The 12,031-nt window shown below is 65.8% G+C and carries 12 protein-coding genes; 11 read left to right on the top strand and 1 reads right to left on the bottom strand.

What is annotated here, in order from left to right; translation table 11 throughout:
- The first annotated feature begins 7 nt into the window (after window positions 1–7).
- The 8 genes from trbL to otnI all read left to right on the top strand — a co-directional run bounded on the left by trbL (window position 8) and on the right by otnI (window position 7,974).
- Window positions 8–1,375 (top strand): P-type conjugative transfer protein TrbL, encoded by a 1,368-nt coding sequence (trbL, locus tag G7047_RS22630; RefSeq protein WP_166310216.1) that lies wholly within the window; start codon window positions 8–10, stop codon window positions 1,373–1,375.
- An 11-nt stretch (window positions 1,376–1,386) separates the two neighbouring features.
- On the top strand, window positions 1,387–2,091 hold the full coding sequence (gene trbF / locus G7047_RS22625) for a conjugal transfer protein TrbF (protein WP_166310214.1): 705 nt from the start codon (window positions 1,387–1,389) through the stop codon (window positions 2,089–2,091).
- Window positions 2,088–3,080: a P-type conjugative transfer protein TrbG gene (gene trbG, locus G7047_RS22620; protein ID WP_166310212.1), complete on the top strand. Its 993-nt coding sequence runs from the start codon at window positions 2,088–2,090 to the stop codon at window positions 3,078–3,080. Before trbF ends, trbG begins: the two co-directional genes overlap by 4 nt.
- 2 nt (window positions 3,081–3,082) lie before the next feature.
- Window positions 3,083–4,348: a TrbI/VirB10 family protein gene (locus G7047_RS22615; RefSeq protein ID WP_166310210.1), complete on the top strand. Its 1,266-nt coding sequence runs from the start codon at window positions 3,083–3,085 to the stop codon at window positions 4,346–4,348.
- Window positions 4,345–4,605, top strand: coding sequence for a DUF2274 domain-containing protein (locus tag G7047_RS22610; RefSeq protein WP_166310208.1), 261 nt, complete (start codon window positions 4,345–4,347; stop codon window positions 4,603–4,605). Before G7047_RS22615 ends, G7047_RS22610 begins: the two co-directional genes overlap by 4 nt.
- Window positions 4,606–4,753: 148 nt before the next feature.
- A complete protein-coding gene (locus G7047_RS22605) occupies window positions 4,754–5,476 on the top strand; it encodes a hypothetical protein (RefSeq protein ID WP_166310206.1) in 723 nt (240 codons plus the stop codon).
- A 251-nt stretch (window positions 5,477–5,727) separates the two neighbouring features.
- The gene (mnmE, locus tag G7047_RS22600; protein ID WP_166310204.1) at window positions 5,728–7,131 is read left to right on the top strand and encodes a tRNA uridine-5-carboxymethylaminomethyl(34) synthesis GTPase MnmE; all 1,404 of its coding nucleotides are present in this window, start codon (window positions 5,728–5,730) and stop codon (window positions 7,129–7,131) included.
- A 42-nt stretch (window positions 7,132–7,173) separates the two neighbouring features.
- Window positions 7,174–7,974 (top strand): 2-oxo-tetronate isomerase, encoded by an 801-nt coding sequence (gene otnI, locus G7047_RS22595; RefSeq protein ID WP_166310202.1) that lies wholly within the window; start codon window positions 7,174–7,176, stop codon window positions 7,972–7,974.
- Window positions 7,975–7,990: 16 nt separating this feature from the next.
- Here otnI and G7047_RS22590 read toward each other — a convergent pair whose 3' ends face one another.
- A complete protein-coding gene (locus tag G7047_RS22590) occupies window positions 7,991–8,896 on the bottom strand; it encodes a helix-turn-helix domain-containing protein (protein WP_166310200.1) in 906 nt (301 codons plus the stop codon).
- A 124-nt stretch (window positions 8,897–9,020) separates the two neighbouring features.
- Between G7047_RS22590 and G7047_RS22585 the strand changes: the two genes are divergently transcribed.
- Genes G7047_RS22585 through G7047_RS22575 form a run of 3 tightly spaced genes read left to right on the top strand, consistent with a single transcriptional unit; the run spans window position 9,021 to window position 11,993 of the window.
- A complete protein-coding gene (locus G7047_RS22585; RefSeq protein ID WP_166310198.1) occupies window positions 9,021–9,893 on the top strand; it encodes an SDR family NAD(P)-dependent oxidoreductase in 873 nt (290 codons plus the stop codon).
- Window positions 9,890–11,653 (top strand): FAD-dependent oxidoreductase, encoded by a 1,764-nt coding sequence (locus tag G7047_RS22580; RefSeq protein WP_166310196.1) that lies wholly within the window; start codon window positions 9,890–9,892, stop codon window positions 11,651–11,653. Before G7047_RS22585 ends, G7047_RS22580 begins: the two co-directional genes overlap by 4 nt.
- Window positions 11,643–11,993, top strand: coding sequence for an NIPSNAP family protein (locus G7047_RS22575; RefSeq protein WP_166310194.1), 351 nt, complete (start codon window positions 11,643–11,645; stop codon window positions 11,991–11,993). The genes G7047_RS22580 and G7047_RS22575 overlap by 11 nt, the downstream gene beginning before the upstream one ends.
- The last annotated feature ends 38 nt before the right edge of the window (window positions 11,994–12,031 follow it).

Here is a 12,031-nt window from a genome sequence, read left to right as displayed (position 1 = left end):
CCGGGCCATGAACGACGTTTTGGTCATTGACCGCTTCCTCGACGTTTTCTCGCGCTACATCGACTCGGGCTTCGGCCTGCTGCAAGGCGAGGTGGCGTTCCTGACCGCAACGTTGATCGTCATCGACATGACGCTGGTCGGGCTGTTCTGGGCGATGGGGCATGCCACCGGCCAGGGCGAGGACGTGATCGCCAAGCTGATCCGCAAGGTGCTGTACGTGGGTGCCTTCGCCTACATCATCGGCAACTTCAACACCCTGGCAGGCATCCTGTTCCGGTCTTTTGCCGGGCTGGGCCTGACGGCCAGCGGCTCGACCTTGAGCATGGGCAACTTCCTGCAGCCGGGACGGCTGGCCAAGGCCGGTATCGACGCGGCGGCGCCCATCCTCGACCAGATCCGGGAGATGGCGGGCTTCCCCGAGGTGTTCATCAACATCGCGCCCATCGTCGTGCTGTTCCTCGCGTGGCTGGTGGTCATCGTCAGCTTCTTCGTGCTGGCGGTGCAGCTCTTCGTCACGCTGATCGAGTTCAAGCTGACCACGCTCGCGGGCTTCGTGCTGGTGCCGTTCGCCCTCTGGAACAAGACGGCGTTCCTGGCCGAGAAGGTGCTGGGCAATGTGGTGTCCTCAGGCATCAAGGTACTGGTGCTTGCCGTCATCGTGGGCATCGGCTCGGGGCTGTTCGCCGAATTCAGGATACCGCCGGGCTCCGAGCCGTCCATCGACCAGGCGCTGGTCTCCATGCTTGCCTCGCTGTCCCTGCTGGCCCTGGGCATCTTTGGGCCAGGCATCGCGACGGGGCTGGTATCGGGTGGGCCACAGCTCGGCGCGGGCGCGATGGCCGGTGCTGCCATCGGTGCAGCCGGAACCGCCGTGGCGGTCGGCGCCGCAGCCTCTGGCGTCGGTAGCGCCGTAGCGGCCGGAGCGCGCATGGCACCTGCCGCCGCCAGGATGGCCGGGGGCGGTGCCCGCTCGATGGCATCGACCGCCAGCAGCGCACGGTCGGCGTACCAGGCAGGTTCCGCCTCAGCCAGTGGCGGCCTCAAGGGTGCCGCCGCCGGCGTGGGCAACGTGGCCAAGACCGGCGCGCAGGCCGCCGGACAGAAGGTGGCCGACGGAGCGCGCTCGATGAAGGAGCGTGTCGTCGCCGCCTTCCGACCCGATGACGCCGAATCGACGTCGGGGGCAGCTGCTGGGACGCACAGCAGCAGCGAAACCGCCGCACCGCCCCCATCCACCGAACAGCCGGCCTGGGCCAAGCGCCTGCATCGCAGGCAGCAGCTCACCCATGCCGCGACCACCGCCGCCCACACGCTGCGCGGCGGCGATGGCGGCAGCTCCAGTCAGGGCCCAAGCCTTCGCGATTCCGATTCATAAGGAGAACTTCCATGCGATTCAAACGACCGCAGGTGCGCTACGCCGACACGCCGCAGCCTGCCACTCCGTACCAAGCCGTAGGCCAAGTGTGGGACGAGCGCATTGGCTCGGCCCGCGTGCAGGCAAGGAACTGGCGTTTCATGGCACTGGGCTGCCTCACCTTGGCCGTGCTGATGGCGGGCGGCCTGGTCTGGCGTTCCGCGCAGTCCATCGTGACGCCCTACGTGGTGGAGGTGGACAACGCGGGCCAGGTGCGCGCGGTCGGCGAGACCGCCACGCCATATCGGCCCAACGATGCCCAGATGGCCTATCACCTGGGCCGCTTCATCGGGCTGGTGCGCTCGCTGTCCATCGATCCCATCGTCGTGCGGCAGAGCTGGCTCGATGCCTACAACTACACCACGGACAAAGGTGCCTTGGCGCTCAACGAGTACGCCCGCGTGAGCGATCCGTTCGCGCGCATCGGCAAGGAGTCGGTGACGGTGCAGATCACCAGCGTAACCCGCGCCAGCGACCAGTCGTTCAACGTGCGCTGGACGGAGACCCGCTTTGTGAACGGTGCGCTGGATCGCACCGAGCGCTGGAACGCGGTGATTTCCATCGTGCAGCAGACGCCGCGCACCGAGCAGCGGCTGCGCAAGAACCCCCTGGGCATCTACGTTAACGGGCTGTCGTGGAGCCGTGAACTGGAAGGAAACGAAGGAGTAAAACCATGAATGCACTTTTCCGTAAACCCGCATTGCCCATGATCCTGCTGACCGCGACCGTGTTGTTCTCAGGCTGCGCCACGCAGGGCAAGCCGCCGCCGTCCATCTCGCTTGATGAACCGGTGCAGGCCCAGCCGCTGCCGGAGCCGCTTTCGCCTGTGGAGGTGGTGGCCGTGCCGCAGGTACTGCCGATACCGGCACAGATGAAACCTGTGCCGGATGCCAAACCCGTCGCAGAACCCGCCGATGAAACCGTGCGCGTGTCCCGCGCCAACGCTGAAGCGCGCATTGCGCCGACGCGCGAGGGCTACGTCAACGCGATTCAGGTGTGGCCCTTCACCGATGGCGCGCTGTATCAGGTCTATGCGGCCGTGGGCCGCGTGACCGTGATCGCGCTCCAGCCGGGCGAGGAGTTGGTGACAGTGGCCGCTGGCGATACCGTGCGCTGGATCGTCGGGGACACATCGAGCGGTAGCGGCGATGCGTTGCGCGTCAATGTGATGGTCAAGCCGATTCGCTCGGGCCTCAAGACCAATCTGGTCATCACCACCAGCCGGCGCACCTATCTGATCGAGCTGACCTCGACCGAGAAGACGTGGATGGCTTCGGTGTCCTGGGAGTATCCGAAGGACAAGATGCTGGCCTTGCAGCGCCAGGCACAGGCCGCGAATGCTGCTGCGCCGTTGGACTCTGGCCTGTCGCTGGAGAAGATCCGTTTCCGTTACGCGGTCAGCGGCAGCAATCCGCCGTGGAAGCCGCTGCGCGCATTCGATGACGGCGAGAAGGTCTACATCCAGTTCCCGCCGGGCATCGCCCAGGGCGAGCTGCCGCCACTGTTCGTCATCGGCGCGCAAGGCGACGGGCAGTTGGTGAACTACCGTTTTCGGTCGCCGTATTACATCGTTGACAGGCTGTTCGGCGCGGCCGAGCTGCGCCTGGGCGGGGACAAGGGCGATGTGGTGCGGATCGAGCGCACGGACGGAACGCGGAGGAACTGAGCATGAGCCATGATCAATCCGCCGATATTCCTGTTCCATCGAAGGAAGCGCCCGAGGCGGTGGCGCTGCGCGCCCAGCCGCGCCCGGTCACGCGCCTAAACCGGCGCACGCTGGCCATCCTCGTCGGCGGCCTGTCGGTCGCCCTGCTCGGTGCCACGATCTGGTCATTGCAACCGCATCGGCGCGGTGCAGGCGAGCAGACCGAGCTGTACAACGTGGACCGCGTCTCGAAGTCAGAAGGACTGGATGGACTGCCTACCGACTACTCGAAGCTGCCGGCAAAGGTGCCGGAACTGGGGCCGCCGCTGCCGGGCGATCTCGGCCCAGCCATCGTGAAGTCGCAGCAGCCGGTGACGCCGACGTATGCGCCACCGGGCCACGACCCGGAGGATGCACGGCGCAAGGAAGCCGATGCGGCGGCGGCTTCGTCGGTGTTCTTCCGCTCGGGCACGCCCGGCAAGACCAGTGCGGCAGCGACCGCGCAAGTTGCCACCGCAGGTTCGGCATCCGGCTTGGCGGACTTCGATCCGCTCGCCGCCGGGCCAGCCTCGACGGCAGCCCAGCCATCCGACCCGATCGCTGTGCAGAACCGGCAAGACCAGAAAGGGGTTTTCCTGAAAGGCGGTTCTACGGAAACGCGCAATTCCGGGAATCTGCAAATGCCGTCCTCGCCGTATCAGGTCATGGCCGGAACGGTGATCGCGGCTGCGCTGGTGACGGGTATCAAGTCGGACTTGCCGGGCGACGTGATCGCCACGGTGACGGAGCCGGTCTACGACACGGCCATGGGCAAGTTCCTGCTGATCCCGCAGGGCTCGCGCATCCTGGGCAAGTACAACAGCCAGGTGAGCTACGGGCAGAGCCGCGTGCAGGTGGTGTGGAACCGCATCATCCTGCCGGACACGTCTTCGCTGAAGCTCGACAACCTTGCAGGCACTGACCCGGCCGGTTACTCCGGCCTGGAGGATGGCGTCGATTGGCATTGGGACCGCGTGTTTGCCGGCGCGGCGCTGACCACGTTGTTGGGCGTAGGCGCCGAGCTGGCCGCGCCCCAGAACCGGCAGGACGGCAACCGCGTCATCATCGCCGGGCGCGACAGCCTGCAGGACAGCGTGAACCAGGTGGGCCAGGAGATGACCCGGCGCAACATGAACATCCAGCCGACGCTGACGGAGCGGCCGGGCCTGCCGGTGCGCATCATCGTCAACCGCGACCTCGTGCTGCGGCCGTACCACCCCTTGTTCTTCAACCGGGGAGCCGCGAAATGAACACCACCAAGAAGCTGCGGTTGGGGCCGCTGCCCAAGACCGAGGCCACGAAGCTCACGTTCTCTTGCCCGACCAGTCTGAAGGCCGAACTGGATCGCTATGCCGTGCTGCACGCACAGACCTACGGCGATGCGGTCGATGCGGCCACGCTGATCCCGCACATGCTGGAGGCGTTCATGGCGGGGGACCGGGGCTTTAGGCGGGTGGATGCCAAGCGCAAAGCGCAGAAGAGCCTGCCGGCGCACACGCCAGCCTGAAACTTGCTAAGATGGCGCCATGCACGGGTAGGTGCTGGCCGTCCGCAATGGCAAAGTTCACTCACTACCAATGGCGATTTCCATTGGAATCTTGGTCGGATTCCTACTGAGCGGACCCTAGGAGTCTTCGATTGAGAAACCAATGAAGATGAACACCATCACATGGGCCGATCTGGCCCGCCTCAAGAAGGCCGCCAAGGCGGCCAAAGCCACACTCCCCGACCTGACGCATATGCAACGGCTCAATGCCATTGCCGCGGCCGAGTATGGAGTGCGCCACTTCCACGAACTGGATAAGCGCTACGAAGCGCAAGTGGCCAGCCACGTGGACATGGACGGCGGTGCGCACCACTGCCGCTTCTGCTCCTTCACCTTTGATGGGAGGCTGCCAGCTGACATCAAGGCGCACAGCGAACGGCACCAGCTCTTCGAGGAAGCGCAGGCGACGCTGGGCTTCGTGCCCATGCCGTACAAGGAGCGCGAGCAGGTCAAGCGCACCGGGTACGACTGGATGCGCTCGCCCGACCCGGGAACTCAGCGGCAAGGTGCGCTGGCTGTTCTGCTGTCCCACTTCGAGCGTTCGATGGAGCGCGCCGTTGACGGCGGGCGCTGGCACAAGCACCCGTACTTCGTGGAGTACCTGGCGTATGCGCTGCCCGGCGCTGGCTTTGTTCCTGAGTCGATCCGGCAGCGGCTCGCCAAGGAGTTCGGCGATAAGCCTGGGGTCATTCTGGCCGGTTCGACGGACTGGCCGTCGCAGGCTGCCGCCAAGGTGAGCCGTTCGGCCTCAGATGCCGCTGCCTCTGTGCGGCTTCGCGAAAGCGTGTCGCAGGCGGCGAAAACTGCCGCAGAAGGATTGATCGCTGCCTGACTTGGGCTGCCCAAAGGAGGGGGAAATCCCCTCCCGAGCATGACGGTGTTTGCCACCGCCATGCACCCATGTGGCACCTAGCTCACGAAGGCCAACCGCCGAAGAGTAACCCGCTCCAGGTCTAACTGCCTGCGGCGTATGGGGTTTTGGTCCGATGCCGGTCCACAGTGAGGACTTGACATCAGACATTTTTCATGGGCTGGCTATGATCGTAGCCAGCACTTGCGTCCCTTTGAATTCAGACTCTCACCATGCTTCCTCGCCACGCCGACCCCATCGTTGCCATCGCCACCGCTCCTGGACGCGGGGCCGTGGGGATTGTGCGGGTGTCGGGCAAGGGGCTGGCCGGGTTTGTCGAACGGCTGCTGGGGCGCAAGCTGAATCCGCGCGAGGCGCACTATCTGCCGTTTCCGGATGCGGCGGGCCAGGCCATCGATCGCGGGCTCGCGCTGTTTTTTCCCGGACCGCACAGCTACACCGGCGAGGATGTGCTGGAGCTGCAGGCGCACGGCGGTCCGGTGGTACTGCAACTGCTGGTGGCGCGCTGCATGGAACTCGCGCGTGAGGCGCTGCCGCAGCTGCGTCTGGCCGAGCCGGGTGAATTCACGCAGCGTGCATTCTTCAACAACAAGATCGATCTGGCGCAGGCCGAGGCGATTGCCGACCTGATCGACGCGAGCACCGAAGCGGCGGCGCGCAGCGCGGGGCGCTCGCTCTCGGGCGCGTTCTCCAAAGAAATTCATACGCTGCGCGATGCGCTGATCCATCTGCGCATGCTGGTCGAGGCGACGCTGGATTTTCCCGAAGAGGAGATCGATTTTCTGAAAAAGGCCGATGCGGCCGGGCAGCTGGAGCGTTTGCAGACGCAGCTTGGCGCAGTGATGCAGCGCGCGCAGCAGGGCGCGTTGCTGCGCGAGGGCATCAAGGTGGTGATCGCCGGGCAGCCGAACGCGGGCAAGAGTTCGCTGCTCAACGCGCTGGCCGGCGCGGAGCTCGCCATCGTCACGCCAATTGCGGGCACGACGCGCGACAAGGTGCAGCAGACCATTCAGATCGAAGGCGTGCCGCTGCATGTGATCGACACGGCCGGTTTGCGTGAGAGCGATGACGAGGTCGAGAAGATCGGCATCGCGCGCGCGTGGGAAGAAATCAAGGCGGCCGACGCGGTGCTGTTCCTGCACGATTTGACGCGCGTGAAAGATGCGGACTATGCGGCGGCGGATGCGCAGATTGCCACAGAGCTGGCGGATCAGTTGCACGAGAAGGTGCCGGTGATCGATGTGTGGAACAAGACGGATGCGGCCAGCGTGGCAGCGCCCGACGAACTGCAGGCCGGGCGCATGGCGCAGGTGCAGCTCTCCGCGCGCACGGGCGATGGGCTGGAGCAACTGCGCCGCAAGCTGCTGGAGATCGCGGGCTGGCAATCGGCGCCCGAGGGCATCTACATCGCGCGTGCACGCCACATCGCCGCGCTGCGCGAGGTGGATGCGCATCTGATGGAATCGGCCGCGCAGATCCACGCGAGCAACCCGGCGCTCGATCTGCTGGCCGAGGAATTGCGCCTGTCGCAGAACGCGCTCAATACCATCACGGGCGAGTTCACATCGGATGATCTGCTCGGCGTGATTTTCTCGTCGTTCTGCATCGGCAAGTGAGCCAGCGGCCCGCCGCCTACAACCCTATCAGGAGACGACGCGATGCCGCGTTTTGCCGCCAATCTGTCCATGCTCTACAACGAGCTGGATTTTCTTGACCGCTTTGCTGCTGCCGCAGCCGATGGCTTCCAAGGCGTGGAGTTTCTGTTCCCTTACGCCTTCGCGCCCGAGCAACTGGCCGAGCAGCTCAAGCAAAACGGACTCACTCAGGTGCTCTTCAACGCCCCGCCCGGCGACTGGGACGCAGGCGAGCGCGGCACGGCCTGCCTGCCGGGTCGCGAAGCGGAGTTTCGCGAAGGCATCGCGCGTGCGGTGAGTTATGCGCGAGCGCTGGCCTGTCCGCGCATCCATGTGATGGCGGGGCTGGTGCCAAGCGGCGTGGAGCGGGCAGAGGCGCATCGCGTCTACGTGAACAACATCCGTTACGCCGCAAAGATTGCGGGCGAGCACGGCATCGCCATCCTGATCGAGCCGATCAATGGCCGCGACATGCCGGGCTATTTCCTCTCGCGCCAGGACGATGCGCACGCGTTGGTCGCCGAGATTGGCGAGCCGAACGTGAAGGTGCAGATGGACCTGTACCACTGCCAGATCGTCGAGGGTGATCTGGCGACCAAAATTCGCCGCTATCTGCCAACGGGCCGCGTCGGCCACCTGCAGATCGCGGGCGTGCCCGAGCGGCACGAGCCCGATGTGGGGGAGATCAACTACCCGTACCTCTTCGCGCTGATCGACGAGCTGGGTTTTGACGGCTGGATCGGCTGCGAATACCGGCCCGTGCGTGGGGCGGAGGTGGGTGGCACGCGTGCGGGGCTGGGCTGGATGGCTGCGACGCGCGCTTGATCGCGAGCGATTGCCGTTACGCCAGCTGCTGCCGTGCCAGCGTGCGGAATTCCGTGGGTCGGTGCCCCGTGTGCGTCTTGAAGAAACGACCGAAGTAGGCCTCATCCTCGAAACCCAGTTCGGCGGCGATCTGCTTGATGGCCAGCGATGAATAGACGAGCTCGCGCTGTGCCTCGTGCACCACACGGGCGTTGATTACGTCCTGCGCCGATATGCCCAGCACCTCGCGCGTGAGCCGGGAGAGCTGGCCCGGCGTGATGCCCAGTGCCTGCGCATAGTGGCTCACGCTCTCGCGGCGACGAACGTGCTCGTCGAGCAACGAGCGAAAGCGCGCGATCTGCAGGGCTTTGCGTGTGCGCAAGCTCTGCGCCGTGGCAGGCGCGGTGGCTGCCACGCGCGCAACCTGCACCAGCAAGGCCGTAAGCAGTGCCATGCCTGCCGCCATGCCGCCGTCGGCATGCCATTGTGATTCGTGCTGAATGGCCTCGAACAGCGGCTGCAGTTCGCGCGCATGGCGACTGTCGGGCGCCACCTCCAGCACCACGGGACGCCGCAGGTGGTCGAGCAGACCGGGGGCGGTGAGCGCTGCCAGTGATTCGAGCGGCTTCTGCGCGGCCGTGATCACCGGGCCATCGGTTTGGGGGTGAAAACTGAAGCCGTGCACAGCGCGTGCCGGAACCAGAATGAGGCAGGGCGGGCGCAGCACCCAGCGAGTGCCGTCGATGAAGGCCTCACTCTCGCCGCCAGCGGTGAGGTAGAGCAGCTGCAGCAGGCCCTCGTGAAAGTGCAGATCAATCTCCCAGTCGAAGCGGCTGGAGCGCTCGGGAATGTCTTCCAGATGCACCAGCTCGGCCCAGGCGGGCGCGGTGTCGCTGTTGCCGTAGAGCGCAAAGCTGCGCACGGTGCCGGGTGTCTTCTTCATTCTTCTTCATCTGGGTTTGTTTGATGTCTCCGCAGGAATTGTCCGGTTCATGGCCGCTTTTGTCGTTTGAATGAATCAAGGCGCGCGGCGATCCTTCAAGGCTGGAATGAAGGAGGCAAGAGAGATGAACGAGAAAACGGATTTCTCGCTGAAGAGCGAATCGTCCGATCAACGGAGTGACTGGCTTGGACTTGCGGGCCGCGTGTGCGTGGTCAGCGGCGCGGGCAGCGGCATCGGTGCCGCCATTGCGCGGGCGCTGGCCGGGCAGGGCGCGCAGGTGGCGCTGCTGGACCGCGATCTGCCCGCCGCCCGCCACATGGCGGACGCGCTGACCGAGCAAGGCGCGCGCACGCTCGCAGTGGAGTGCGACATCGCCGACGAGCACGCCGTGCGGGCCACCGCCGATTTGGTGCGGTCGCAACTGGGCCCCGTGAGCACGCTGGTCAACAACGCGGGCCTGCTGCGCGCTGGCGAGCTGGAGTCGGTCTCCATCGCCGAATGGAATGCGGTGCTGGCCGTGAACCTGACCGGCTACCTGCTGTGCTCGCGCGCCTTTGGCCAGCAGATGCTCGAAGCGGGCGGCGGCAGCATTGTGCACGTGGCGTCCATCTCGGCGCTGCATCCGCAGACCGGCAGTGGTGCTTACAGCGCCAGCAAGGCCGGGGTGCTGCTGATGTCGCGGCAGATGGCGGCAGAGTGGGGTCCACGCGGTGTGCGCAGCAATGTGGTGTGTCCGGGCATGGTCCGCACGGCGCTGTCGGCCAGGTTTTACGAAGCACCTGGTTTCGAGGCGCGCCGCGCTGCCGCCACTGCCAGCCGCCGCATCGGCGAGCCGGTGGACATTGCCGAGCCGGTGCTCTTTCTGGCCAGTGAACGGGCGGCCTATGTCAACGGCGCCGAGTTGCTGGTCGATGGCGGCCTTGGCTGCATGTGGATGGACCTGGTGCCGCGTCCCGGCTTCAACGACAGCGCGCGCTCGCAGGGAGCAGGCGAATGAGCAGCCCCACATCTACATCCCTGCCGCAAGATCTGATCTGCGACCTGCTGGTCATCGGCTCGGGCGCTGGTGGCCTCGCGACGGCCATCACGGCCAGAAAGCTCGGCCTCGACGTGGTCGTGATCGAGAAAGAACCGGTTTTCGGCGGCACCACTGCGTTCTCCGGTGGCGTGCTGTGGATTCCCGGCAGCAGGCACGCGCAGGTGCCCGATGACCGCCCGGCCATGCGCACCTACATGCGGCATCAGACGGGAGACTATTATGACGAGGCGAGCGTCGAGGCTTTTCTAGACAACGCTCCGCGCATGGTGGAATGGTTCGAGCGCGAAACGGCTGTCCAGTTCCTGCCCACGCTCTATCCGGACTATCACCCGGATGCTCCTGGCGGGGCACAGGTGGGTCGCTCGATTCTGGCTGCACCTTTTGATTCCAGCCTGCTGGGCGCGGACCTCGCGCGGCTGCGTCCGCCGCTGGAAACCATCACCTTCGTCGGCATGATGTTCAATTCATCGAACGCCGATCTGAAGCACTTCTTTCGCGCAACCAAGTCGCTCGTGTCGGCGGCCTATGTGGCGCGGCGGCTTGGCGGGCATCTGCTCGATTTGCTGCGTTACCGGCGCGGCGTGCAGGTGACCAGCGGCAATGCACTGGCCGCGCGGCTGGCCAAGAGCTGTTTTGATCTGGGCATTCCCATCCACACCAACGCGGATGCGCGTGAACTGCTGCTGGCCGATGGTCGCGTGAACGGTGCGCGCGTGCAGTTGCAGGGGCACGAGCAGCGCATCACGGCGCGGCGCGGCGTGGTGCTCGCCTGCGGCGGCTATGCGCAGGATCTGGCGCGCATCGCAGCGCGCTACCCGCATCTGCAGCGCGGCGGAGAGCATCTCTCGCCCGTGCCTGAAGGCAATACCGGAGACGGATTGCGTCTGGCAGAGGCGGTGGGTGGGCATGCTGACATGCGCTTTGACGGCACGGGCGCGGCCGCGTGGATGCCGGTCTCGCTTGTGCCGCTGTCCGGCGGCCGAGTGGGAGTGTTCCCGCACCTGCTCGACCGCTACAAGCCCGGCATCATCGGCGTGCTCAGGAACGGCAGGCGCTTTACCAACGAGTCCAATTCGTACCACGACGTGGGCGCAGCCATGATCGAGGCTTGCGCGGGCCAGCAGGAGACGGCGATGTGGCTCATCTGCGACCAGTCCACGATTTCCACGTACGGTCTTGGCTACGCCAAGCCCGCGCCCATGCCGTTGGGCGGGCTGATCCGCAAGGGCTATCTTTTCAAGGGCCGCACGCTGGCCGATTTGGCGCGGGCCACGGGTATCGATGCGGTGGGGCTAGAAGCCACGGTGCACGAGTACAACGACACGGCAAGCCATGGCGTGGATGCGCAGTTCGGCCGGGGCACCACGGCCTTCAACCGCTATCTGGCCGATCCCGCGCATCGGCCCAACCCCTGTGTTGCGCCCGTGGGCAAAGGCCCCTACTACGCGGTGAAGGTGCTGATGGGCGACCTCGGCACCTTCGATGGCCTGCGCACCACGGCGGCGGGCGAGGTGCAACGCGTGGACGGTTCCGTGATCTCCGGCCTCTACGCGGTGGGCAACGACCGGGCCAGCGTGATGGGTGGCAACTACCCCGGCGCGGGCATCACGCTGGGCCCGGCGATGACCTTCGGCTGGCTCACGGCCCATGTCATCGCGGGGGCGCTCGCGCATCCGGAATTCAGCAGCGCAACGGAGGCCGCGCGCCATGTCGCCTGACACCCTGCAGCGACCACTGGTCGATCACCGCATCTACACCATCCGTCTGCGCCGCATGGGCGAGTTTCTGGAGGTGTTCAACCGTCTCGCCCTACCGATTCTCATGCAGACGCTAGCGCATCCGCTGGGCTTCTACATCAGTCAGGTCGGGCCGCTCAATCAGTTCGTACATCTGTGGGCCTACACCGATCTGGCGGACTACGAACGCCGCAGCCAGCAGCGCGACGCGCACCCGGGTTTCCCTGCCTATCTGGCCGCGTCCGAGCACCTGATCGTGGCGCAGGAGACGCGCCTGATCCGCAGCGCGCCCATGTCCGGCTGGATCTTTTCGGCGGCCTGAGCGATCCGCCACCGCCATCGCTCAAACAATCAACGAGA

Source organism: Diaphorobacter sp. HDW4A (genome assembly GCF_011305995.1).
In the GTDB taxonomy this organism is placed as follows: Bacteria; Pseudomonadota; Gammaproteobacteria; order Burkholderiales; family Burkholderiaceae_C; genus Diaphorobacter_A.
The sequence above is the reverse complement of the archived record's forward strand: the minus strand, read 5'-3'. Positions and strand labels throughout refer to the sequence as shown.

Excerpts from the sequence above, each read along its gene's own strand:
- trbL (WP_166310216.1), top strand. The coding sequence starts at position 8 with ATGAACGACGTTTTGGTCATTGACCGCTTCCTCGACGTTTTCTCGCGC.
- trbF (WP_166310214.1), top strand. The coding sequence starts at position 1,387 with ATGCGATTCAAACGACCGCAGGTGCGCTACGCCGACACGCCGCAGCCT.
- trbG (WP_166310212.1), top strand. The coding sequence starts at position 2,088 with ATGAATGCACTTTTCCGTAAACCCGCATTGCCCATGATCCTGCTGACC.
- G7047_RS22615 (WP_166310210.1), top strand. The coding sequence starts at position 3,083 with ATGAGCCATGATCAATCCGCCGATATTCCTGTTCCATCGAAGGAAGCG.
- G7047_RS22610 (WP_166310208.1), top strand. The coding sequence starts at position 4,345 with ATGAACACCACCAAGAAGCTGCGGTTGGGGCCGCTGCCCAAGACCGAG.
- G7047_RS22605 (WP_166310206.1), top strand. The coding sequence starts at position 4,754 with ATGAACACCATCACATGGGCCGATCTGGCCCGCCTCAAGAAGGCCGCC.
- mnmE (WP_166310204.1), top strand. The coding sequence starts at position 5,728 with ATGCTTCCTCGCCACGCCGACCCCATCGTTGCCATCGCCACCGCTCCT.
- otnI (WP_166310202.1), top strand. The coding sequence starts at position 7,174 with ATGCCGCGTTTTGCCGCCAATCTGTCCATGCTCTACAACGAGCTGGAT.
- G7047_RS22590 (WP_166310200.1), bottom strand. The coding sequence starts at position 8,896 with ATGAAGAAGACACCCGGCACCGTGCGCAGCTTTGCGCTCTACGGCAAC.
- G7047_RS22585 (WP_166310198.1), top strand. The coding sequence starts at position 9,021 with ATGAACGAGAAAACGGATTTCTCGCTGAAGAGCGAATCGTCCGATCAA.
- G7047_RS22580 (WP_166310196.1), top strand. The coding sequence starts at position 9,890 with ATGAGCAGCCCCACATCTACATCCCTGCCGCAAGATCTGATCTGCGAC.
- G7047_RS22575 (WP_166310194.1), top strand. The coding sequence starts at position 11,643 with ATGTCGCCTGACACCCTGCAGCGACCACTGGTCGATCACCGCATCTAC.